Annotated in this window: 18 protein-coding genes and 5 tRNA genes; 8 read left to right on the top strand and 15 right to left on the bottom strand. The window is 58.9% G+C overall.

The features are described from left to right. Positions 1 to 5 precede the first annotated feature (5 nt). The 5 genes from AACY11_RS09925 to gltX all read right to left on the bottom strand — a co-directional run bounded on the left by AACY11_RS09925 (position 6) and on the right by gltX (position 2204). Positions 6 to 81 (bottom strand) — tRNA-Glu (locus AACY11_RS09925). An 80-nt stretch (positions 82 to 161) separates the two neighbouring features. Beyond that, positions 162 to 237: transfer RNA gene (locus tag AACY11_RS09920), tRNA-Ala, on the bottom strand. Between the two features lie 53 nt (positions 238 to 290). Further along, positions 291 to 366, bottom strand: a tRNA-Glu gene (locus tag AACY11_RS09915). Positions 367 to 445: 79 nt separating this feature from the next. Continuing rightward, positions 446 to 521 (bottom strand) — tRNA-Ala (locus AACY11_RS09910). A 201-nt stretch (positions 522 to 722) separates the two neighbouring features. Beyond that, the gene (gltX, locus tag AACY11_RS09905; protein WP_339433436.1) at positions 723 to 2204 is read right to left on the bottom strand and encodes a glutamate--tRNA ligase; all 1482 of its coding nucleotides are present in this window, start codon (positions 2202 to 2204) and stop codon (positions 723 to 725) included. A 230-nt stretch (positions 2205 to 2434) separates the two neighbouring features. Here gltX and AACY11_RS09900 point away from each other — a divergent pair, with 230 nt between their 5' ends. Together AACY11_RS09900 and AACY11_RS09895 are read left to right on the top strand one after the other, a co-directional pair. Next, a complete protein-coding gene (locus AACY11_RS09900; RefSeq protein WP_339433437.1) occupies positions 2435 to 3484 on the top strand; it encodes an HlyD family secretion protein in 1050 nt (349 codons plus the stop codon). A 49-nt stretch (positions 3485 to 3533) separates the two neighbouring features. Beyond that, positions 3534 to 5024 carry an MDR family MFS transporter gene (locus AACY11_RS09895; RefSeq protein WP_339494656.1) on the top strand — a complete coding sequence of 497 codons (1491 nt, stop codon included), beginning with the start codon at positions 3534 to 3536 and terminating at the stop codon, positions 5022 to 5024. Between the two features lie 117 nt (positions 5025 to 5141). Here AACY11_RS09895 and uvrB read toward each other — a convergent pair whose 3' ends face one another. After that, positions 5142 to 7157: an excinuclease ABC subunit UvrB gene (gene uvrB / locus AACY11_RS09890; RefSeq protein WP_339433438.1), complete on the bottom strand. Its 2016-nt coding sequence runs from the start codon at positions 7155 to 7157 to the stop codon at positions 5142 to 5144. Between the two features lie 337 nt (positions 7158 to 7494). On the opposite strand from uvrB, the gene AACY11_RS09885 reads away from it, so the two are divergent. Then, the gene (locus AACY11_RS09885; protein WP_339494582.1) at positions 7495 to 8691 is read left to right on the top strand and encodes an amino acid aminotransferase; all 1197 of its coding nucleotides are present in this window, start codon (positions 7495 to 7497) and stop codon (positions 8689 to 8691) included. A 131-nt stretch (positions 8692 to 8822) separates the two neighbouring features. Next, complete coding sequence (locus AACY11_RS09880) at positions 8823 to 9023, top strand: hypothetical protein (protein WP_339433440.1); 201 nt, start codon at positions 8823 to 8825, stop codon at positions 9021 to 9023. Here the strand turns inward: AACY11_RS09880 and AACY11_RS09875 are convergent. Then, positions 9020 to 9250, bottom strand: a complete 231-nt coding sequence (locus tag AACY11_RS09875; RefSeq protein WP_339433441.1) for a hypothetical protein — start codon at positions 9248 to 9250, stop codon at positions 9020 to 9022. The genes AACY11_RS09880 and AACY11_RS09875 overlap by 4 nt on opposite strands. A 228-nt stretch (positions 9251 to 9478) precedes the next feature. Between AACY11_RS09875 and AACY11_RS09870 the strand changes: the two genes are divergently transcribed. Then, positions 9479 to 9554: transfer RNA gene (locus AACY11_RS09870), tRNA-Asn, on the top strand. 123 nt (positions 9555 to 9677) lie between these two features. Here the strand turns inward: AACY11_RS09870 and AACY11_RS09865 are convergent. Then, positions 9678 to 11204, bottom strand: a complete 1527-nt coding sequence (locus AACY11_RS09865) for a nucleobase:cation symporter-2 family protein (protein ID WP_339494580.1) — start codon at positions 11202 to 11204, stop codon at positions 9678 to 9680. A 254-nt stretch (positions 11205 to 11458) separates the two neighbouring features. Here AACY11_RS09865 and AACY11_RS09860 point away from each other — a divergent pair, with 254 nt between their 5' ends. Further along, complete coding sequence (locus AACY11_RS09860) at positions 11459 to 11743, top strand: BrnT family toxin (protein ID WP_221732919.1); 285 nt, start codon at positions 11459 to 11461, stop codon at positions 11741 to 11743. A 3-nt stretch (positions 11744 to 11746) separates the two neighbouring features. Next, complete coding sequence (locus AACY11_RS09855) at positions 11747 to 12079, top strand: BrnA antitoxin family protein (RefSeq protein WP_221732920.1); 333 nt, start codon at positions 11747 to 11749, stop codon at positions 12077 to 12079. Between the two features lie 3 nt (positions 12080 to 12082). Here AACY11_RS09855 and AACY11_RS09850 read toward each other — a convergent pair whose 3' ends face one another. The 3 genes from AACY11_RS09850 to AACY11_RS09840 form a co-directional block, all read right to left on the bottom strand. Continuing rightward, entirely contained in the window at positions 12083 to 12910 is an 828-nt protein-coding gene (locus AACY11_RS09850) for an arylamine N-acetyltransferase family protein (protein ID WP_339494579.1), read from the bottom strand. Between the two features lie 125 nt (positions 12911 to 13035). After that, the gene (locus tag AACY11_RS09845; protein WP_339494578.1) at positions 13036 to 14478 is read right to left on the bottom strand and encodes a mechanosensitive ion channel family protein; all 1443 of its coding nucleotides are present in this window, start codon (positions 14476 to 14478) and stop codon (positions 13036 to 13038) included. Between the two features lie 155 nt (positions 14479 to 14633). After that, positions 14634 to 15500 carry a pirin family protein gene (locus AACY11_RS09840; protein ID WP_339433445.1) on the bottom strand — a complete coding sequence of 289 codons (867 nt, stop codon included), beginning with the start codon at positions 15498 to 15500 and terminating at the stop codon, positions 14634 to 14636. 250 nt (positions 15501 to 15750) lie between these two features. Between AACY11_RS09840 and dkgB the strand changes: the two genes are divergently transcribed. After that, positions 15751 to 16554: a 2,5-didehydrogluconate reductase DkgB gene (dkgB, locus tag AACY11_RS09835; protein WP_339494577.1), complete on the top strand. Its 804-nt coding sequence runs from the start codon at positions 15751 to 15753 to the stop codon at positions 16552 to 16554. A gap of 5 nt (positions 16555 to 16559) precedes the next feature. Here the strand turns inward: dkgB and AACY11_RS09830 are convergent, their stop codons facing one another. The 4 genes from AACY11_RS09830 to AACY11_RS09815 all read right to left on the bottom strand — a co-directional run bounded on the left by AACY11_RS09830 (position 16560) and on the right by AACY11_RS09815 (position 22291). Next, positions 16560 to 19778, bottom strand: a complete 3219-nt coding sequence (locus tag AACY11_RS09830) for an ATP-binding protein (RefSeq protein WP_339494575.1) — start codon at positions 19776 to 19778, stop codon at positions 16560 to 16562. Between the two features lie 10 nt (positions 19779 to 19788). Continuing rightward, positions 19789 to 20415 (bottom strand): response regulator transcription factor, encoded by a 627-nt coding sequence (locus AACY11_RS09825; protein WP_221732926.1) that lies wholly within the window; start codon positions 20413 to 20415, stop codon positions 19789 to 19791. 136 nt (positions 20416 to 20551) lie between these two features. Beyond that, the gene (locus AACY11_RS09820; RefSeq protein ID WP_339494573.1) at positions 20552 to 20992 is read right to left on the bottom strand and encodes a chemotaxis protein CheY; all 441 of its coding nucleotides are present in this window, start codon (positions 20990 to 20992) and stop codon (positions 20552 to 20554) included. 90 nt (positions 20993 to 21082) lie between these two features. Continuing rightward, the gene (locus AACY11_RS09815; protein ID WP_221732928.1) at positions 21083 to 22291 is read right to left on the bottom strand and encodes an EAL domain-containing response regulator; all 1209 of its coding nucleotides are present in this window, start codon (positions 22289 to 22291) and stop codon (positions 21083 to 21085) included. Positions 22292 to 22303 lie beyond the last annotated feature (12 nt).

Raw genomic sequence — 22303 nt, 5'->3', positions numbered from 1 at the left:
AATCGTGGCGTCCCCTAGGGGACTCGAACCCCTGTTACCGCCGTGAAAGGGCGGTGTCCTAGGCCACTAGACGAAGGGGACACAAACCCTTCTATACAACTGATCAGTGCTGAGAGCTGATCGACTCAAGGTCGGTGTGGCCAGACCATGAGCTGTAAAATTGGTGGAGCTAAGCGGGATCGAACCGCTGACCTCCTGCATGCCATGCAGGCGCTCTCCCAGCTGAGCTATAGCCCCGGATTTTTCGCCTCGCGGCGGAGCGATCTTTTGCAACATCGCTTCTGTAAAACTGGCGTCCCCTAGGGGACTCGAACCCCTGTTACCGCCGTGAAAGGGCGGTGTCCTAGGCCACTAGACGAAGGGGACGCAAACCCTTCTATACAACTGATCAACGCTGAGTGTTGATCGCTTCGGAGCCGGTGTGGCCAGGCTTCGAAGTGTAAATTGGTGGAGCTAGACGGGATCGAACCGTCGACCTCTTGCATGCCATGCAAGCGCTCTCCCAGCTGAGCTATAGCCCCTCATCGTTGATGTCATCGCTGAGGACGGGGCGAATCTTAATGGCGCATCGGAGGGCTGTCAAACTTATTTTTAAAATATTTCAAAGTTTTTTGCCGACATAACAACCACTTACCGCCCTCACCCCGTATATCTGGGGAAAACGCCGAAGGCCGGCATCAAACGATCCCGGCCTTCGGCGACTCCAGCAGCGTCAAACGCAATCAGGCGATAGCGCCCAACAGCTTTTCCCACTCTTTGTTTTCTTTCTTAGACACGCCGCCCAGCAGGTCAATCGCCTGACGCAGACGGAAACGGGTCAGGTCCGGCCCGAGGATTTCCATCGCGTCGAGCACCGACACCGAACTCGCTTGCCCGGTGATGGCCGCGAACATCAGCGGCATCGCGTCACGCAGTTTCAGCTCAAGGGATTCGACCACCGCCTGAATCGTCGCGGTGATGTTGTCCTTCTCCCACTGTCGCAGGCTTTCGAGCTTCCACAGGATCAACTGCATCAATTGGCGAACCTGATCGCCCGAGAGCTTTTTCGATTCGAACAGCTTGGCATCCGGATTGACGCCGCCGGCGAAGAAGAACCCGCCCAGCGGTGCAACCTGACTGAAGGTTTCAACACGGCCCTGGACGTGCGGCGCGATCTTCATCATGTATTCGGCGTTGAACGCCCACTTCTGCACGCGCGCGGCGAACTCTTCCACCGGCAGGTCACGCAACCACTGGCCGTTGAGCCACGACAGTTTCTCGATGTCGAAGATCGGTCCGCCGAGGGACACGCGCTTGAGGTCGAAGTTGTCGACCATTTCCTGCAGCGAGAACTTCTCGCGCTCGTCCGGCATCGACCAGCCCATGCGGCCCAGGTAGTTGAGCATCGCTTCCGGCATGAAGCCCATGCGCTCGTAGAACGTCACCGAGGTCGGATTCTTGCGCTTGGACAGCTTGCTCTTGTCCGGGTTACGCAGCAGCGGCATGTAGCACAACTCCGGTTGCTCCCAGCCGAAGTACTCGTACAGCAGAATCAGTTTCGGCGCCGATGGCAGCCACTCTTCGCCGCGCAATACGTGAGTGATGCCCATCAGGTGATCGTCGACTACGTTGGCAAGGAAGTACGTCGGCAGGCCGTCGGTCTTCATCAGCACTTGCATGTCCATGCGATCCCACGGGATCTCGACGTCGCCACGCAGCATGTCCGGCACCACGCAGACGCCTTCGCTCGGCACTTTCATGCGGATGACGTGGGGTTCGCCAGCGGCCAGGCGGGCCGCGACTTCTTCCTTGGACAGCAGCAGTGCGCGGCCGTCGTAGCGTGGGGTTTCGCCGCGAGCCATTTGCTCGGCGCGCATCTGATCCAGCTCTTCAGCGGTACAGAAGCACGGGAACGCATGCCCCATGTCGACCAGTTGCTGGCAGTATTTTTGGTAGATGTCGCCGCGTTCGCTCTGGCGATACGGACCGTGCGGACCGCCGACGTCCGGGCCTTCGCTCCAGTCGATACCCAGCCAGCGCAGGGCGTCGAAGATCTGCTGTTCGGACTCGCGGGTCGAACGCAACTGGTCGGTGTCTTCGATGCGCAGGATGAACTCACCGCCATGCTGCTTGGCAAAGCAGTAGTTGAACAATGCGATGTAAGCGGTACCTACGTGGGGGTCCCCGGTAGGCGATGGCGCGATGCGAGTGCGGACGGTGGTCATGGCATGTCTCGAAAAGAATGAAAAGCAAAGAACAATCAAGCCGCGAATGGTAACAGGCGACACCCGCCCCGCTCCAGCGGGCAGGGCATTTAAGCCAAGTTTGCGTCTGGAATGCTCGTAAGCCGCGGTGAATGGCCGAATATCAGCCGATGGCATTTACCGTTTATCGGCTTCGTGCCAGATTCGCCTCCTGATAACTTTCCTTACAATTCCTCGACTACAGTTTGCCCATGCCTGCCCAACTCAAGCGTCGCCTGCTGATTTTACTGCTGTTGGTCCTATTGATCGCCGGGGGCTTCTTCGCCCACTGGTTTTTCAAGGGGCGCTTTTATGAAAGCACCGATAACGCCTATGTCCAGGGCGAGATAACCCGCGTGTCGAGTCAGTTGAGCGCGCGCATCGATCAAGTGCTGGTGCAGGACAACCAGCATGTGGAAAAAGGCCAATTGCTGGTGCGCCTCGAAAGAGAAGACTTCCGCCTGGCCGTGGATCGGGCCAACGCCGCCCTCGCCACCCGCGAAGCCGAGCGACTGCAAGCCCAGAGCAAGCTGACTCAGCAGGCCAGCCTGATCGCCTCGAGCGATGCACAGGTGGCAGCCTCCCAGGCAACCCTGGGCCGCTCGCAGATCGACCTGTCCCGGGCGCAAACCCTGCGCAAACCCGGCTATGTCTCCGAAGAGCGTGTGACCACCCTTTCCGCCGACACCCACATCGCCCGCTCGCAAGTGGCCAAGGCACAGGCCGATGCACAAAGCCAGCGCCAGCAAGTCAACGCACTGACCGCCGAAATCAAACGCCTCGACGCTCAGATCGCCAACGCCCGCGCCGATCTCGCTCAGGCCGAACTCAATCTGACCCGCAGCGACATTCATGCCCCGATCAGTGGCCTGGTCGGCCAGCGCGCGGCGCGTAACGGCCAGATTGTGCAGGCCGGCGCTTATCTGCTGTCGATCGTCCCGGACGAAGACATCTGGGTGCAGGCCAACTTCAAGGAGACTCAGATCGGCCACATGCAGCCCGGACAAAAAGCCGAGCTGACCTTCGACGCCTACAGCGACACGCCGATCGAGGCGCGGGTCGACAGCCTGTTCGCCGCTTCCGGTGCGCAGTTCAGCCTGCTGCCGCCGGACAATGCCACCGGCAACTTCACCAAAGTCGTGCAACGGATCCCGGTGAAACTGACCTTCAAGGCCGATAATCCGCTGCACGGCAAGATCCGTCCGGGCATGTCCGTCACCGCTACCGTGAACATCAAAGACGCCCCGGACAATGGCCGGTGATTCACTGATCCGTCCGGTCGGCGAACCGACCCGGCGGGACTGGATCGCGGTGATGAGCGTGATGCTCGGCGCCTTTATGGCGGTGCTCGACATCCAGATCACCAACTCCTCGCTCAAGGATATTCAGGGCGCACTGTCGGCGACACTGGAAGAAGGTTCGTGGATTTCCACCTCGTATCTGGTCGCGGAAATCATCATGATCCCGCTGACCGCGTGGCTGGTGCAGTTGCTCTCGGCGCGGCGCCTGGCGGTGTGGGTGTCGCTGGGTTTTCTGGCGTCTTCGTTGTTGTGCTCGATGGCCTGGAGCCTGGAGAGCATGATCGTTTTTCGCGCCATGCAAGGCTTCACCGGTGGCGCGCTGATCCCGCTGGCCTTCACCCTGACGCTGATAAAGCTTCCCGAACACCATCGCGCCAAAGGCATGGCCATGTTCGCCATGACCGCCACTTTTGCACCGTCCATCGGCCCCACGCTCGGCGGCTGGCTCACGGAAAATTGGGGTTGGGAATACATCTTCTACATCAACATTCCGCCGGGGCTGATCATGATCGCCGGGCTGATGTACGGGCTGGAGAAGAAAGAAGCGCACTGGGAACTGCTGAAAAGCACCGACTACACCGGCATTCTCACCCTGGGCGTCGGCCTCGGTTGCTTGCAGGTATTTCTTGAAGAAGGCCATCGCAAGGACTGGCTCGAATCAAACCTGATCGTGACCCTGGGCAGCATCGCGCTGCTGAGTCTGATCACCTTCGTCATCGTGCAGATTTCCAAACCCAATCCGCTAATCAACCTGGGCATCCTGCGCAACCGCAACTTTGGCCTGTCGAGCATTTCCAGCCTTGGCATGGGTGTCGGACTGTATGGCTCGATCTATCTGCTGCCCTTGTATCTGGCGCAGATCCAGAATTACAACGCCCTGCAGATCGGCGAAGTGATCATGTGGATGGGCGTGCCACAGTTGTTTCTGATTCCGCTGGTGCCGAAGCTGATGAAGTTTGTCTCGCCGAAGTGGCTGTGCACGTTGGGTTTCGGACTGTTCGGCCTGGCGAGTTTTTCTTCGGGAGTGCTCAACCCGGACTTTGCCGGGCCGCAGTTCAATCAAATCCAGATCATTCGGGCGCTGGGCCAGCCGCTGATCATGGTGACCATTTCGCTGATCGCCACGGCTTATATCCTGCCGCAGGATGCCGGTTCTGCGTCGAGCCTGTTCAACATTCTGCGCAACCTCGGCGGCGCCATCGGCATTGCCTTGCTCGCGACGCTATTGGATGCGCGAACCAAGACCTACTTCGATTACTTGCGCGAAGCGGTGGTGCCGACCAATCCGCAAGTTGCCGAGCGGCTGGCATCGATGGCGGATCGGTTTGGCAGTGATACGGCGGCGCTGGGCAAGTTGAGTGAGATTGTCCATCAACAGGCAGCGATCATGGCCTATAACGATGCGTTTCATTTTGTCGGGATTGCGCTGGGGATCAGTATGCTGGCGATTTTACTGACCAAAAAATTGCCGCAAGGCCTAAAGGCTGGGGAGGCTCACTGATTGTCGGGGTGTCTGTAGCCCCCCCCCCCTTCGCGAGCAAGCCCACAGGACTTATGTGAACAACACAGATCCAGTGTGGGAGCGGGCTTGCTCGCGAAGGGGCCCTAAAACCACCCATCAAACAGCCAAAAGCCGCTCGCGCAGTTTGGCAATCTCATCACGCATCTGCGCCGCCGCTTCAAACTCCAGATCCCGCGCCAACTGATACATCTTCTCTTCCAGCGCACGAATACGTTTGGTGATCTCGCTTGGTGAACGCAATTGGGCTTCGTACTTGGCGTTCTCCTCGGCGGCCTTGGCCATGCCCTTGCGCTTCTTGCTGCGTGAGCCCGGCACGGTGGCGCCTTCCATGATGTCAGCAACATCCTTGAACACACCTTTCGGGGTGATACCGTTTTCCAGGTTGAACGCGATTTGCTTGTCGCGACGTCGCTCGGTTTCGCCAATCGCCCGCTCCATCGAACCGGTCATGCGATCGGCATAGAGAATCGCCCGGCCATTGAGGTTACGCGCGGCGCGGCCGATGGTCTGGATCAGCGAGCGCTCGGAACGCAGGAAGCCTTCCTTGTCGGCATCAAGAATCGCCACCAGCGACACTTCCGGCATGTCCAGGCCTTCACGCAGCAGGTTGATCCCGACCAGCACATCAAAAGTGCCGAGACGCAGATCGCGGATGATCTCGACCCGTTCGACCGTGTCGATATCCGAGTGCAGATAGCGCACGCGCACGCCGTGGTCGGCGAGGTAATCAGTAAGGTCTTCGGCCATGCGCTTGGTCAGCGTGGTCACCAGCACCCGCTCCTCGACCGCCACGCGCTTGGTGATTTCCGAGAGTAGATCATCGACCTGAGTAAGTGCCGGGCGCACCTCCACTTGCGGGTCGACCAACCCGGTCGGACGCACCACTTGCTCCACTACCCGCCCCGCATGTTCGGCTTCGTAGTTACCCGGCGTGGCCGAGACGAAAATCGTCTGCGGACTGACCCCTTCCCACTCGTCGAAACGCATTGGTCGGTTGTCCAGCGCTGATGGCAAACGGAAACCGTATTCCACCAGGGTCTCTTTACGCGAACGGTCGCCCTTATACATCGCGCCGACCTGCGGCACGCTGACGTGTGATTCATCGATCACCAGCAAGGCATCGGCCGGCAAGTAATCGTAGAGGGTCGGCGGCGCCGCACCCGCCGGACGCCCGGACAAATAGCGCGAATAGTTTTCGATGCCATTGCAGTAGCCCAACTCGAGGATCATCTCCAAATCGAAACGGGTACGCTGCTCCAGACGCTGAGCCTCCACCAATTTGTTGTTACTGCGCAGGTATTCCAGACGCTCCTGCAACTCAACTTTGATGTGCTCGATGGCGTCGAGCAAAGTCTCGCGCGGCGTTACATAGTGGCTCTTCGGGTAGAAGGTGAAGCGCGGCATCTTGCGGATGACTTCGCCGGTCAGCGGGTCGAACGCGCAAATGCTCTCGACCTCGTCGTCGAACAGTTCGATGCGGATCGCTTCCAGATCCGATTCCGCCGGGTAGATGTCGATCACGTCGCCGCGCACGCGGAAGGTCGCGCGGGCAAAATCCATGTCATTGCGAGTGTATTGCAGGTCAGCCAGACGCCGTAGCAGCGCGCGCTGATCGAGTTTGTCGCCGCGATCGACGTGCAGCACCATCTTCAAATAAGTTTCCGGGCTGCCCAGACCGTAGATGCACGACACCGTGGTGACGATGATCGCGTCCTTGCGCTCCAGCAGCGCTTTGGTCGCGGACAGCCGCATCTGCTCGATGTGGTCGTTGATCGACGCATCCTTCTCGATGAAGGTATCGGACGACGGCACATAGGCTTCGGGCTGGTAGTAGTCGTAGTACGAAACGAAGTATTCGACGGCGTTGTTCGGGAAGAACGCCTTGAACTCACCGTACAACTGCGCTGCGAGGGTTTTGTTCGGCGCCAGCACCAGCGTCGGGCGCTGTATCTGCGAGATGACATTGGCGATGCTGAAGGTCTTGCCCGAGCCGGTCACACCGAGCAGCGTCTGGTGCGCCAGCCCGGCTTCGATGCCCTCCACCAATTGGCGGATGGCTTCTGGCTGATCGCCGGCGGGCTCGAAGCGGGTGACTAGCTGGAATTCGGACATAAACACCTCTGGGATCGCGGCATTCCGAACAAAGCGGAGCACCACGGGGACGAGCGCAAACGACCGATGTCGCGCAAGAAAAAACCTGGATTTTGCTCAATGTGGTGGCGATTGCCTCACCTTTCAAGGCAAACGTCCTACATCGGGTAGAGACTCTGACACGACCATTAGACTAACGGTCGAGAAATAATCGGAAAAACTTACCTCAAAAGCCAATTCGCCTGTCGCCATTGCTCGGTGATGGCCTCTATACTAGCTCCCCGTTTGTGCACCGCTCTAGTGCATTCGGCTGGAGCGCGACACGTCCCTCCACTCTCCATTCAGAGCCGCCGTAATAATGAGCCTGTTCTCTGCTGTCGAAATGGCACCCCGCGATCCAATCCTGGGCCTCAACGAAGCATTCAACGCCGATACCCGAACCACCAAGGTCAACCTGGGCGTTGGTGTTTACTGCAACGAAGAGGGGCGAATTCCACTTCTGCGCGCCGTGATCGAAGCTGAAACCGTTCGCGCAGCTCAACACGCTTCGCGCGGTTACCTGCCGATCGATGGCATCGCTGCCTACGACCAGGCCGTGCAAAAGCTGCTGTTTGGCAACGACTCGCCGCTGATCGGCGCCGGTCGCATCATCACCACTCAAGCCGTCGGCGGGACTGGCGCACTGAAAATCGGTGCTGACTTCCTCAAGCAACTGCTGCCGAACGCTGTCGTGGCGATCAGTGACCCAAGCTGGGAAAACCACCGCGCGCTGTTCGAAACCGCCGGTTTTGCGGTGCAAAACTACCGTTACTACGACGCTGCCACCCACGATGTGAACCGTGCCGGCATGCTCGAAGACCTCAACGCCCTGCCGAACGGCTCTATCGTTGTGCTGCACGCTTGCTGCCACAACCCGACCGGTGTCGACCTGACTCCGGCGGACTGGAACAACGTGCTGGACGTGGTCAAAGCCAAAGGTCACGTGCCGTTCCTCGACATGGCTTACCAGGGTTTCGGTGACGGTATCGACGAAGACGCCGCTGCCGTGCGTCTGTTCGCTGAATCCGGTCTGACGTTCTTTGTGTCGAGCTCGTTCTCCAAGTCGTTCTCCCTGTACGGCGAGCGCGTTGGCGCCCTGTCGATCATCAGCGAGTCGAAAGAAGAAAGCGCGCGCGTGCTGTCGCAGGTCAAGCGCGTCATCCGCACCAACTACTCCAACCCGCCAACTCACGGTGCAAGCATCGTGGCTGCCGTGCTGAACAGCCCGCAGCTGCGCGCTCAGTGGGAAGCCGAACTGGCTGAAATGCGTCTGCGCATTCGCGGCATGCGTGAGCAAATGGTCGACCTGCTGGCGCAAAAAGCGCCACAGCGTGACTTCAGCTTCGTCGGTCGCCAACGCGGCATGTTCTCCTACTCCGGCCTGACCACCGAACAGGTTCACCGCCTGCGCAACGAGTTTGGCATCTACGCCCTGGACACTGGCCGCATCTGCGTGGCGGCATTGAACCAGAGCAACATCAAGGCTGTAACGGATGCGATTGTTCAGGTCATCTGATTTCGCAGCGTGATGAAAAACGGGAAGCCTTAGGGCTTCCCGTTTTTTATTGCCCCGGAATAATCCCGATACCCTCTAGACTGCACACAATTAAGTTTTGTGTATATCCGAGTTTTCTGAAGAGAACCCACATGAAAAACGACAACCTGCGCGCTGACCGTGACGATCTGGATGACTTCATTCCACGCCAGCCGGCCAAACGCGGCAATAACCTGGTACTGCAAGTCGCAGCCGGCGTATTCCTCGGTGGCCTGGCGCTATGGCTGGTGCAACTGGCGGCCACTGCGGCTTACACCACACTGATGCTCGGTACCCTGACTTTCGGCAGTTAAGCCAGTTCAGTCGCTCGCTGACTGGCAGCATCGTCATAGGCAACATACAGCGATTCGGCGATTTGGCTTTTGATCGCCTTGGTGCTTTCCAGGCCAAGAACAAAACCTTCAGCCTTACCACCGGCACGGTTCAACGCTTCAGCGTTGCTGGCCTGAGTGATCGCGTCGAAGAGTTTTTCGGCGTGTGGACCGACGCCTTTGGGCAGGCTGATTTGCGCAATGCTCATGCGAACACCTCACTTGTGCGGAATTTGAAACTCGAGTGATTCATGGCGCGTACCTTTTCGGCGAATGACCGGCAGCGCGTGATATCACTTCCGGGCGGCCATGGTAGACCTCCGGCGCTGTTCTGGTAACCGCCAATCGCGGATAAACCACCGTCCGTCCCGGTGAATCACTTATTTTGCTAATCGATGCTTGACTTCTCTTTTTGAATCAGTAACATACGCACCAATTCCGCAATAGCTCAGTTGGTAGAGCAAATGACTGTTAATCATTGGGTCCCTGGTTCGAGTCCAGGTTGTGGAGCCAAATAGCAAAGCCCCTGAATCGAAAGATTCAGGGGCTTTTTTGTGGCCGCTCGAAAATATCTTTTTCCCTTGAAACGAAAAGGCCGATCGGTCTCCAGATCGGCCTTATGCATTCAGTCAGCGGTCAGACATGCTCACTGCTTTTCGCCTGTACCTTCGGCGCACCTTGGCCATGGTCATGCTCCGCATCAGGCTCGATCACTGGCACTTCCTTGCCATCGCAGTCATGCAGTTTGCCGTCGCTGAAGTAATCGCCTTCACGCAGCGCCGCCAGATCACGATAGCGCAGGGTGCGCTCTTCCGCCGCCGCAAACACCGATTGCTGGTCCGAGTTGCCGGTGGTGAAGTGGTTGAACGCCAGGTTGAGCACGATCGCCATGATCGCCGACGAGCTGATGCCCGAGTGGAAAATGGTCGCGAACCAGCTCGGGAAGTGATCGTAGAAGTTCGGCGCGGCAATCGGAATCATGCCGAAACCGATTGAGGTGGCCACAATGATCAGATTGACGTTGTTGCGGTAATCCACCTTCGACAGGGTGCGAATACCGCTCGCCGCGACGGTGCCGAACAGCACGATACCTGCGCCGCCGAGCACCGATGTCGGTACTGCCGCAATCACCCGCCCCATGAACGGCAACAGGCCTAGGATCACCAGGAAGACACCGCCGGTGGCCACCACATAACGGCTTTTGATGCCTGTCACCGCCACCAGCCCGACGTTCTGGGCGAAGGCGCTTTGCGTGAAGGAGCCGAAGATCGGCGCAAACATGCTCGACAACATGTCCGCACGCAGACCATTGCCCAGACGCTTGGAGTCGACCTTGGTGCCGATGATCTCACCGACCGCGAGGATGTCTGCCGACGTCTCTACCAGCGTCACCATGACCACGATGCACATCGACAGGATCGCGGCGAAGTGGAACGTCGGCATACCGAAGTGGAATGGCGTCGGGAAGCCGAACATCGGGCCTTGAGTGACGCTGGAGAAGTCCGCCATGCCAAGCAATACCGCCAGTACCGTGCCGATCACCATGGCCAACAGGATCGACAGACGCGAGATCGTGGAGCTGCCCACCTTGCTCAACAGCAACACCAGCACCAGCGTAACCGCCGCCAGCCCGATGTTTTGCATGCTGCCGAAGTCCGGCGCGTGGCTGTTGCCGCCCATGGCCCAGCGTGCGGCCACCGGCATCAGCGTCAGGCCGATAGTGGTGATCACAATGCCGGTCACCAAGGGAGGAAAGAACTTGGTAATTCGCGAGAACACCGGAGTGATCAGCAGGCCGATCAAGGATGCGGCAATCACAGCGCCAAGCACCAACTGGAAGCCACCCTCCCCGCCACTGCTGACGATCGCGACCATGGTCGCAACGCCGGAGAACGACACACCTTGTACCAGCGGCAACTGACAGCCAAAGAACGGCAGACCCAGGGTTTGCAGCAGTGTTGCCAGCCCCCCCGCAAACAACGAAGCAGCGATCAGCAAACCAATGTCTGCCGGCGAAAGCCCGGCTGCCTGACCGATGATCAGTGGCACCGCAACGATACCGCCGTACATGGTCAGAACATGTTGCAGGCCGTAAGCCATATTCGCGCCGACCCCGAGATTTTCATCCTCGGGCCGTTGGTGTGAAACATGGGGCGTTTTCATGGTGGGGGGTCCCTGGTTTTTGTTATGCGCACACTGTATTCAATAGTCGTTACAAATGTCCATAGAGTTGTATACAACTTACCAGTCACATAATGGATAGGTAGCCACCCAACCTTCTATCCCGCTGCTCGCATCCCCCCACAAATCCGGCAACACATCCCCGTCTGACCTTGCGTCATCACCCACTAGGCTGAAGTGCTCATGGCGACCGACGGTGTGGTCGCGCCCTTTTTTATACATATAAAGTATGCATAATGAAGTCATTCGACATTCAGTACGACAAAAGCAAGAACGCGGCCAACAAACTCAAGCACAAAGGTGTCAGCCTCGCCGAGACCGAACCGGTCTTTCACGACGAATGCGCGCTGACGATTGAGGACAACGACCATGCAGAGCCACGCTGGATCACCCTGGGCCTCGACGGTAAGGGACGGTTGCTGGTCGTTGCGTACAGTTACCGCGAAGCCAATGTCATTCGAATTATTTCTGCGCGTGTCGCCACCCCAAGCGAGCGTCGCCAATATTCTTTAGAGGCTTGATCGATGAAAGACGAATTTGACTTCTCTCAAGGCAAACGCGGCGCCGTGGCGTCCACCAAGGGTAAAACCCGCATCACCATCATGCTCGACGACGCGGTCATCGAGGCCGCTCGCACCGTGGCGGAAAACGAGGGGTTTGGGTATCAGACGGTGATCAATAACACCCTGCGCCACGCCTTGCTCAATGGCACAGAGAGTCAGGGCCCGGCCGAGTCAGGCCACTGCGGGCAGTTCAAGAAAGGTATTACTGCCGCCGACCTCAAGAGTCTTGAGAAAAAGCTGTCGGCGGCCGTCGGGGAGATACGCCGGGTACTGGAGCCAGAGGCGAAGCCCTAGGCTTCAGGCGGGGACAATCATCCGCCCCAGCGCGTGGCTCAGGCGCGGTTGTTGAGGCAGGCGAAGATCGAATTCCTGCTGCAACAACTCGATCAACTCATCAACATCCGTCACCTCCCGCCGTTCACTGGCGGAGCCCATGCGATGGATCGCGAAACTACCGTTGTTCAGCGTCTTGCGCCAGCCGTTACCCGTGCGCGCGACCATAAGGCGTTGGCAGAACGGCGATTCCGGGTGGGTCGAGACGTACCAGTTGCCTATGGTGTAATCGATGTCTTCCTGGCGTTGCAGGTCAAACAGGTACATGGGGCGCCATTCACCTGCAACGTTGGCGCGCAGCATGTAGCCATCGGCACGGTTTTCGATGCGATACGGTTCGTGTGGCGTGGTTTGTTCGGCCTCTGTGTCGAGCATCAACGGTGCAGTTGGCACCATGCCACCGAAGCCGACATCGGTGATGTAGCGCACGCCATCCAACGTCACCAGACTCAGACGGTGCGTACGTGCGGTCCAAGTACCTTCAGGCTGATTCATCACCACTCGCCCACTGATGGCCCGGGCATCGAAGCCCAATTCAAGCAACAGGGCAAAAAACAGGTGATTGAGTTCGTAGCAGTAACCGCCACGGCCATCGTGCAGGACTTTCTGCTCTACAGAGGCAAGGTCGATCAACACCGGTTCACCGCCGATCGTCGACAGGTTCTCGAAGACAAACGCGCCCGTGTGGCGCAACTGCAATTGGCGCAGGGTCTCCAGCGTCGGCGCGGGTGGAGCATCGAAGCCGAGACGTCGCAGGTAGCGTTTCAGATTTGTCAGGCGTGGTTCGCTCATTGCCCAGTCCTTTTGCATATGGCTGCGGATAGCTCCGCCGATGGCTGACTAAAATAACCCCAAAAGATGCCGAGGCAATCCTTGAGACACAAATACCGCAGGCAATCGCACCAGTGCCAAGCCACTCAGGCGCGATTACGCAACCATTGCAAAAAGCCTTTTTTCGGCACGATGACCGGCGCGTCCTCGGTCAGGGATTGCGCTTTGTACAGACGGTAATCGAGCAAGGTTTGCATCGCGTCGCTGATGTCGTGGCGGGCATCCAGGCACGGTTTCAGGTAAGTCTTCTCGATGCGGTACAACGCGCAAAAGGTCTTGGCGGTAAACGTGGCGGGCACCGACGAATCGGAAAGAATGCCGGCCTCGCCGATCACTTCGCCCGGCCCCATGCGTGCGGACTCGAACGGTGCGCCATGGCGGGTCAGCGCCACAGTGACCACGCCGGATTCAATGATGTACAGGTGATCGCTGACCTCCCCGGCGCCCAGAATCTGCTCGCCGGCGCGGAAGGATTGCAGGGTCATGTTCTGGCTGAAGGTGTCTTTCTCTTCCTGACGCAACGTCGAGAAAATCGGTGAGCTGTCGAGCAACGCCCGCGGCCGCGAGAGATTGCCCGGCACGACAGGCTCGGCCCTCGACAGCAGATTGACCCCGGATGCCTGCAAGTGCCGATACGCCAGGTCGAACAGTTGATTGCGCACCACACGTTTCTCGCCCATCGACGCGACGAAACCATTGATTTCGTACTCTGCCCCATCGCTGCCAGCGTTTTTGAGCGCCACACTCGGCGCTGGGGTGTCCAGAAGCTGACGACAGCCCTGCATCGCGCGCTCCAGCGCATCGATCACCGTGCTCGGTCGCGCGTGCGGGCTGACTTGCACACTGACGGCCACGCCGAACATGTTGCTCGGCCGGCTGAAGTTGATGATCTTGGCCTTGGCCGCCAGCGAGTTGGGAATCACCGCCATGTTGCCCTGGCTGGTTTGCAGGCGGGTGGCGCGCCAGTCGATGTCGGTGACCCGACCTTCGGTGCCGTCGATGGAGATCCAGTCATCGAGTTGATACGGCTTGGTGGTGTTGAGGACGATCCCGGAAAACACATCGCTCAACGTGCTCTGCAAGGCCAGACCGACGATGATTGCCAAAGCGCCAGACGTCGCCAGCACACCTTTGACCGGCAGATCCAGCACGTAGGCCAACGCCGCAATGATCGCGATCAGAAAGATCACGGCACCCAACAAGTCCTGTAGCAAACGCCCGGTGTGCCCGACCCTCTGCATCATCACCGCGCCGATCAACACCGTCAGGGTGCGTGCGCCGAACAGCCACCAGGCAATCTGCAACCCGGTCGCCGACAAGTGCAGCGGCACATTGTCCGCCCAGGGTGCAGGCTCCAGCGGGTTGAGACCTTCGTTGAAGAGCAGCGCACTGAACACACTGAAAATCAGCACCCGCACCAGCAATTTCCACTCACTGCCACGGGCGCTGATCAGACGCCACAGCCCGAGGTCGAGCAGGATCAGGATCAACGCGCAAAACAAAGGGTGTTCGGTCAGCAGAGACAGCATCAAACAACTCCGACGGGGGGCCAATCGCGAGAAGATCGCACAGATTGGGGACAGTGTAGGAGTCATTGACTTCAGAAAATGAGCACGACTTCACTGACAACAAGAAAACCTGTGGGAACAAGCTTGCTCCCACAAAGTTTTTGGCGATTAAGGCGTCAAGCGTGCATTCGACCAAACCGTCCGGACTGGAAATCGGCAAAGGCCTGATGAATTTCCTGCTCGGTGTTCATCACGAACGGGCCATGGCCGACGATCGGTTCGTCGATCGGCTCGCCGCTGAGCAGCAACACCACCGCGTCCTGGCTGGCTTCGAGGGTCAGTTGATGGCCGTGGCGCTCGAACAGCACCAACTGCCCTTCGCACGCAGTTTGCAGACCGTTGACCTGCACCGAACCTTTCAACACCACCAATGCGGTGTTACGGCCCTCGTGCAGATCGAGCGTCAGCAACTTGCCGGCGTTCAGACGCAAGTCCCACACATCGATTGGCGTGAAGGTGCGCGACGGGCCTTGATGGCCTTCGAACTCACCGGCGATCAGGCGCAGGCTGCCGGCGTTGTCCTTGAGCGCGATGTTCGGGATCTCGCTATCGAGAATCGTCTGGTAACCCGGCGCGGCCATTTTGTCTTTGGCCGGCAGGTTGACCCACAACTGGACCATCTCCAGATTGCCGCCGGTTTTGGCGAAATTCTCGGAGTGGAATTCCTCATGCAAAATCCCGGAAGCAGCCGTCATCCATTGCACATCGCCGGGGCCGATGGTGCCGCCGCTGCCGGTTGAGTCGCGGTGCTGCACTTCGCCGTCGTAAACAATGGTCACGGTTTCAAAACCGCGATGAGGATGCTGGCCGACGCCGCGTCGCTCGGTGGTCGGAGTGAATTCGGCGGGACCGGCATGATCGAGCAGCAGGAACGGGCTGATGTGTTTGCCCATGCTGTCGTAGGAAAACAGTGTACGAACCGGAAAACCATCGCCGACCCAATGGCCCCGAGGGCTGGTGTAGATACCGATGATGTTTTTCATGGAGGGCTCCAATAGGGTGAGTGAGGCGATGGATTAAGCTTAAATTCATGACCATTAATGCACTAGACGGCAAAAATCGGCCTCAGCGTTCTACCTCCTGAACGATGCGCTGGCGAAAGGCCCAGACAACACAAACATCCGAAAAGATTCATGACCTGAGGTCAAAGGTGCTTTGTCCCACCAACGGTTTTTCTCATGGATGCAGGCGCGGATACTCCTGTCCATTCCCACTGCAACCCTGGAGTCCTTCATGTCTGTTCCCGCTTTCGGTCTTGGTACGTTTCGCCTGCAAGGCCAGGTGGTCATTGATTCGGTGAGTACCGCACTTGAGCTCGGCTACCGGGTGATTGACACCGCGCAGATCTATGAAAACGAAGCCGACGTCGGCCAAGCCATCGCTGCCAGCGGCATCGCCCGCGAAGACCTGTTCATCACCAGCAAGATCTGGGTCGCCAACTTTGCCAAGGATCGCTTGATCGACAGCCTCAAGGAAAGCCTGCAAAAACTGCAGACCGATTACCTCGACCTGACGCTGATCCACTGGCCTTCGCCGGATGGTCAAGTACCGGTCGAGGCGTTCATGGGCGCCCTGCTTGAAGCCAAGCGTCAGGGCCTGACCCGGCAGATCGGCGTTTCCAACTTCACCATCGACCTGATGAAACAAGCGATTGCTACCGTCGGCGCCGAGCACATCGCAACCAACCAGATCGAGCTGCATCCCTACCTGCAAAACCGCACAGTGGCCGCGTTCGCCAACAGCCAGGGCATCCAGATCACGTCGTACATGACCCTGGCTTACGGTGAAGTGCTCAAGGATCCCGTGATTGAACAAATTGCCGAACGCCTGCACGCCACCCCGGCGCAAGTCACGCTAGCCTGGGCCATGCAATCGGGGTATGCGGTGATCCCGTCATCGACCAAACGCACCAACCTGCAAAGCAACCTCGGCGCAGCCACACTGACCTTGAGCGACGCCGACATGGCGCAAATCGCCACGCTGGATCGCGGCCATCGCCTGACCAGCCCCAAAGGCCTTGCGCCCGACTGGGATTAACCGGCTCAGGCCTGAAGACGTTGCGCGAGGCCGTGCATGGCCGCGCGCAACGCATTGATCGCCACGATGATGACGACGGCTTCGGCCTCTCGACAAGCCAGCTCAAGATCAGCGCACGCCGACACCACCCGCTCCGCGCCCACCATCTGTGCTCCGCCCTTGATGTGATGGGCCAGCTCGCGCAGCCCAGCGTGGTCGTCCTCGGCGTTCAAATCGTCAAGTCGTTGCAGATCGTGATGCAGACTGTTCAACACTTCTTCACGCAGGCGCTCGATCAACGCGAGATCATCGCCGGCCATTTGCTCCAGTGTGCTCAAGTCGATTTCTGTCAGGGCAATATGCTCGGTCGAATCGACATCGCTCGCGCATTGGCTCGCGCCATTCAGGGCCTGCTGCAGATCGTGCAAACGGATCGGTTTGAACAGACATTCGTCCATGCCGGCTTCAAGACAGCGAACCTTCTCCTCGACCTGCGCGTTGGCGGTGAAACCCAGAATCAGGCAAGGTGCACGGCCGCTCGCGGCTTCTTCGTCACGGATTGATCGTGCCAGTTCATAGCCGTTGCGCCGGGGCATGTTGCAGTCGGTGATCACCACATCGAACGGCTGTGCCCGCCAACACTCCAGTGCTTGATGGCCGTCCTCGGTATCGACCGTGACATGCCCCAGCTCACTCAACTGCCAGCCTAGTAACAATCGGTTCACCGGATGATCGTCCACCACTAGAACGCTCAGGGCGTGTTCCGGCGCGCCCAGGGTTTGAGCGGTCGCCGGGTTCTGCGCGAGCGCGGTCAGCAGCGGCAACTCGAGACTGACTTCAACTTGCGTTCCGTGGCCGGGTTCGCTGTCTAGCCGTAACGCGCCGCCCATCATTTCGCAGAGGCTACGACTGATCACCAGGCCCAGCCCGGAACCGCTGCGCACCGATTGCGCGTTATTGCTGGCCTGAACGAACGGGCTGAACAGCCGTTGCCGATCCTGCGCGCTGATACCGATCCCGCTGTCTTCGATGACCACTCTCACTGCCAGTCGCTCGGCCGATGTTGCTGTCACCGCAAGCCACAAACGCACCTCGCCCTCCTCGGTGAATTTGATCGCGTTGCTCAGCAGATTCGACAGCACTTGCTTGAAGCGCGTCGGGTCAATCAACACATCGACGTCACTGCCGGCATCAAGCTCGATCTGCCACAGCAAGCGCTTCTGCCGCGCCAGCCCTTCAAAAACCCGGCATACCGACACCACCAGTTCACGCAGATTGGCCCGTTCGGGGGCCAGGGACAAATGCCCGTTTTCAATACGTGCAATGTCGAGAATGTCGCCGATCAGGGCCAGCAATTGTTGCCCGGCGTTGGAGGCCACCTGAATCGCCAAGCGATCAGTCACGCCTTCATCGGCCCTTTTCAGCGCCAGTTCGAGCATGCCGATCAACGCATTCATCGGTGTGCGGATCTCGTGGCTCATGGTCGCCAGAAAAGTGGTCTTGGCCCGATTGGCGTCGTCCGCAACGTCCTTGGCTTCCTGCAATTGCTGCAACCATTGCTGACGCTGGCGGATTTGCCTGCGCTGAAGACCGATCCAGACCAATGCCAGCAACAGCAGGCTCGCCGCAGCGACAAATCCCAGGACAATCATGCGGCGATGACGCAGCCAATAGCTATCCTCCACCACCACATCATGCCCCCAGCGCTCGACCAGTTCGTCCACCTGCTGCGGGGCGATGCTCAGCAGTGCCTTGTTCAGGATCGAATGCAGTATTGGCGCCTGCGGCGAAGTGGCCAGCGCGATACGGGCGGGTTGATCACCCACGGTACCGGTAATGCGCAGACGCGAGCGGTACTGGCGGGCAATCAGATAACGCGCCACCAGCAACGAGCTGACCGTCGCGTCCACTTGGCCTTTGGCGATCAGCGCCATACCTTCGGCGGGACTTTTGACTTCGACCAGGTGAATGGCGGGTACGCGTCCCAGCAGATAAGCGCGCAATGGGTGACCACGATAAATCGCCAGGCGCTTCCCCGCCAAATCGTCGAGATCGCGAGGGCTCTGCGCTGTGGCCGCACTGACCAGCACAAAGGGATTGTTCAGATAGGCCCGGGTGAACTGCAGTTCGGTTTCACGCTCGCTGCTGGGTGTCACCACGGGCAACACGTCAAGCGCCTCCATCTTCAGTTGCTCGATCTGACGGTCCAGCGAGCCCCCGCGCACGATCTCGAAATGCAGCCCGCTACGCTGGCTGATCAAGTTCAGCAATTGCGCCGAAAGCCCACTGAAACGGCCGTTTGCATCAAAGAACGTCAGCGGGGCGAAATCTTCGATGCCGCCGACTCGCACCACAGGGTGTTGGCCCAGCCATTGCTGCTCTGCGGTACTGAGTTGCACCTGCGTCTGTTCGGCCATCTCGGCGAGACCCGCGCTCCAACGCTGTTCTATGCGCAGACGATGCTCCATGGGAATGCTCGCCAACGCCTTGTCGACGAGGCGTCTGAGGCGCACATCGGTTCGCAACAGCGCAAAGCCGAACGGATTGGCATCGAGCCCCGACGGCCCAGCCAATTGCAAGTCGTTGCGATAATTGGTGTTGATCAAGTAGTTGGCACTGATGAAGTCGCCCAGATAAACGTCATCTGCGCCAAACGCCACTGCACCGAGGGCATCCATCGCCGAAGGGTAGCGCTGCACGAGCGCTTCGGGATAAAACGCCTGCACGTTCGCCAGCGGCAGATAGTCTTCGACCATGGCGACACGCTTGCCGGCCAGGTTCACCGGCAAGGTTTCACCGAGCCGGGTCACCAGCATCGGCTGGTCGTCAGCATAGGCCCGAGACAGAATGATTTTCGGGTCAGCGACCTCAAAACTGTTGGAGGTGCCCAACAGATCGACATCACCGCGTTTGAGCGCATCCATCACAGCATTGCGGTTGGCATAGCGCCGGACCTCGATGCCGATGCCGAGCAGTTGCGCCAGCAGATCGGCGTAATCGGCCGTGAGTCCTTCCAGCTCATGTTGATTGCGGGTTATCTCGAACGGCGGATAATCAGGCCCGGAAACGCCCATGCGCAACACCGCGTGCTGACGCAGCCATTGCCGATCCTGCTCGTCCAGAGGAAGCTGGACCCTTTCCAGAGCGGTGCGGGTCAGCACCTCCAGCAACTGTGGCGGTTCACTCGCCCAACTGGTGGCCACAAGGCTCAGCCACAACCAGAAAATCCGTAATACCGGCCTCATGACCGGGCGCTCAGAGCAAATGATTGCGCTTGGCGAAATCGCGCAAGTGCACCGCCGAGCTGACCCCGAGCTTCTTCATCAGGCGGGTTTTGTAGGTACTGACGGTCTTGTGACTCAGGTGCATGTCCTCGGCAATCGTCTTGTTGGCTCTGCCCTGCCCCAGTTGTACAAAAATGCTCAACTCCCGGTCGGAGAGTTGATCGACCATCTGCTTTTCCGTGGTTTGCACGGCGTTCAGTGCGCTGACATTGTCCGGCAGGGCGGAAAAATAGGTGTAGCCCGACATCACCGCCTGAATGGCTTTATGCAATTGTTGCAACTGGTTGGTCTTGGTCACGTAGGCCATCGCCCCCGCACGCAGACAACGCTCCTGGTAAAACAAGGGATCGTGGGAACTGAAGACCAGAATTCGGCAGTCAAGGTCGCTGGCCTTGATTCGCGCCAGTACATCCAACCCGTCAAGCACCGGCAAACGCAGGTCTAGCACGACCAGTCGGGGTTTGTGCTCACGGATCAATGGCAGCACCTCGTTGCCACTGGACGCCTCGTAGATCTGCTTGAAGCCCTCGGTTTGCAGCACGATTCGGATGGCGGCGCGCACCACCGGATGATCGTCGACGATCAGCGCTGACTTCATAACCACTCCCAGTGCAAAATCTGGCGATAGGACCACCGGCATGGGCTGATCCAGACTCAGTGGTTGCGCAGCGCGCTGTTGCACGGAACGGAAAGCGAATCACCTGTCAGACCTGACAGTTGCGGCAAACATCTTTTTATGCGTGGGCTCGACTTCGCACAAACTGATCCTGGTTCCAGGCTGACGATTGATGCTCGGCGAATGCCTCGACCCGCGACATCAAGTGCTTGATCGCTTGTGCATTGGGTAACGCCGCGTGACTGACCTGGACATTTTCCTGGGCGAACCCCGAAGCCAACTGCAGCGGCGCCGAAGGATCGTTGTATATCAACGCGTGACGGACCTGCGGGTTCTCCAGCAAAAAACCCGGCAGGTCCAGTGAGCCGGCCGTCAGCTCGGCATTGATGACGACCACGTCAAACGGTTCACAGCCGTACTCCACAAGGGTCAGCAACTCGACAAGGCTCTGCACAGGGGCAACACGGTAGTAATCGAGGCCATTGAACAGACGTTCGACGTTCATCCGGTGAAAATGCTGCGAGTCGGCGATCAGGATGCGCAGGGTTTTATTGATCATGCTTGATCTCCTGGTGGTGACGGTTTCTGAAGGCGGCAAGCCTACGCAAGCCCTGAGACGCTATCTATAAGAATTTTCCTAAAAAACCGCTCATTTTTCCGAGCTCTGCACCACGCTGCGCTGTTGCAGCCACCTCAACAAATCGGCCCCTGCCATCGGCCGTGCGTACCAGTAGCCCTGACCTTGCGCGCAACCGAGTGCCAGCAGTTCACGGCGCTGCACATCGGTCTCGATGCCCTCGATCACCACTGTCATGCCCAGGGTTTCGCCCAGCGCCAGCGTGCTGCTGATCGCCGCCCGGCAACGTGGCTCGTGCTCAAGGTTACGAATGAAATCAGCGTCGAGCTTGATCTCGTTGAAGGGCAACTGACACAAGCGTTGCAGTGAGGAGAATCCGGCACCGAAGTCATCAATGGACAAGCGACAACCCATCATTCGTAAGCGCACCAGGCTTTCCAGGCTGGTGGCCGGTGCTTCCAGCAGGCCGCTTTCGGTCAGTTCGAAGGTCAGATTTGAACCGGGAGCCGCGTGACTGGCCAGTATGTTCCGGATGGTTGCCGTCAAATCGCTGCTGGCGAGTTGAGAAGCCTGCAGATTGAACGCCATGTTCAACACAAAGCCTTGCGCCCTCGCGCTGCACTGCAACGTCAACGCCTCATTTATTTGGCAAAACAACAACTCGTCGAGCAAGCCGCAGCGCTCCAGCACAGGCATGAAAACCGCCGGCGAAATGATCCCCTGCGTCGGATGCTGCCAGCGGCACAGGACTTCGACACCACTGACTTCTCCGGTCAGCAGATTGAATTTGGGTTGATACCAGGCTTGTAACTGCCGCTCAGCCAAGGCCTCGCGGACCGCGTCTTCGTTGGCCAGCGTGTTGGCGCTGATCGGTGGCTGCTGACTGACCGGCCTGACGAGGGCCTTTCTCAACAAATCCTCCAACACCTGCACATGCAATGGTTTGCCCACATCGCCCAACAACTCGAGTCCAAGCAACGTCACCATTTGATGCACCGCCCGACGCAGATCCGCCGACAACGAGCTGCTGATGATGACCGACTTGACCTGCCCCGACGCGCCCACCCGCTGCAAAAACTCGAGGCCGTCCATGCCCTCCATTTGTAAGTCGCACAGGGCAACATCCACCGGCCCGACGGTTTCCAGCACCGCCAGGGCCTGGGCGCCGTCACTGGCCTCGAACACCTCTCGGCATCCCAGCGATTGGAGCATGCTCACCGCTACGGAACGCTGGAAGGTGTGATCTTCTAGAACCAGGACACGGAGCGGCAAAGTGGGCATGGCGATCGACTC

This window comes from Pseudomonas sp. RA_105y_Pfl2_P56, assembly GCF_963970845.1.
In the GTDB taxonomy this organism is placed as follows: domain Bacteria; phylum Pseudomonadota; class Gammaproteobacteria; order Pseudomonadales; family Pseudomonadaceae; genus Aquipseudomonas; species Aquipseudomonas baetica_A.
Note: the sequence above shows the minus strand (reverse complement) of the source record. Positions and strands in the feature narration are given on the sequence as shown.

Excerpts from the sequence above, each read along its gene's own strand:
- dkgB (WP_339494577.1), top strand. The coding sequence starts at position 15,751 with ATGTCTGTTCCCGCTTTCGGTCTTGGTACGTTTCGCCTGCAAGGCCAG.
- AACY11_RS09845 (WP_339494578.1), bottom strand. The coding sequence starts at position 14,478 with ATGCTGTCTCTGCTGACCGAACACCCTTTGTTTTGCGCGTTGATCCTG.
- AACY11_RS09860 (WP_221732919.1), top strand. The coding sequence starts at position 11,459 with ATGAAGTCATTCGACATTCAGTACGACAAAAGCAAGAACGCGGCCAAC.
- AACY11_RS09820 (WP_339494573.1), bottom strand. The coding sequence starts at position 20,992 with ATGATCAATAAAACCCTGCGCATCCTGATCGCCGACTCGCAGCATTTT.
- AACY11_RS09865 (WP_339494580.1), bottom strand. The coding sequence starts at position 11,204 with ATGAAAACGCCCCATGTTTCACACCAACGGCCCGAGGATGAAAATCTC.
- AACY11_RS09825 (WP_221732926.1), bottom strand. The coding sequence starts at position 20,415 with ATGAAGTCAGCGCTGATCGTCGACGATCATCCGGTGGTGCGCGCCGCC.
- AACY11_RS09830 (WP_339494575.1), bottom strand. The coding sequence starts at position 19,778 with ATGAGGCCGGTATTACGGATTTTCTGGTTGTGGCTGAGCCTTGTGGCC.
- AACY11_RS09815 (WP_221732928.1), bottom strand. The coding sequence starts at position 22,291 with ATGCCCACTTTGCCGCTCCGTGTCCTGGTTCTAGAAGATCACACCTTC.
- AACY11_RS09875 (WP_339433441.1), bottom strand. The coding sequence starts at position 9,250 with ATGAGCATTGCGCAAATCAGCCTGCCCAAAGGCGTCGGTCCACACGCC.
- AACY11_RS09900 (WP_339433437.1), top strand. The coding sequence starts at position 2,435 with ATGCCTGCCCAACTCAAGCGTCGCCTGCTGATTTTACTGCTGTTGGTC.
- AACY11_RS09880 (WP_339433440.1), top strand. The coding sequence starts at position 8,823 with ATGAAAAACGACAACCTGCGCGCTGACCGTGACGATCTGGATGACTTC.
- AACY11_RS09885 (WP_339494582.1), top strand. The coding sequence starts at position 7,495 with ATGAGCCTGTTCTCTGCTGTCGAAATGGCACCCCGCGATCCAATCCTG.
- gltX (WP_339433436.1), bottom strand. The coding sequence starts at position 2,204 with ATGACCACCGTCCGCACTCGCATCGCGCCATCGCCTACCGGGGACCCC.
- AACY11_RS09855 (WP_221732920.1), top strand. The coding sequence starts at position 11,747 with ATGAAAGACGAATTTGACTTCTCTCAAGGCAAACGCGGCGCCGTGGCG.
- AACY11_RS09850 (WP_339494579.1), bottom strand. The coding sequence starts at position 12,910 with ATGAGCGAACCACGCCTGACAAATCTGAAACGCTACCTGCGACGTCTC.
- AACY11_RS09840 (WP_339433445.1), bottom strand. The coding sequence starts at position 15,500 with ATGAAAAACATCATCGGTATCTACACCAGCCCTCGGGGCCATTGGGTC.
- uvrB (WP_339433438.1), bottom strand. The coding sequence starts at position 7,157 with ATGTCCGAATTCCAGCTAGTCACCCGCTTCGAGCCCGCCGGCGATCAG.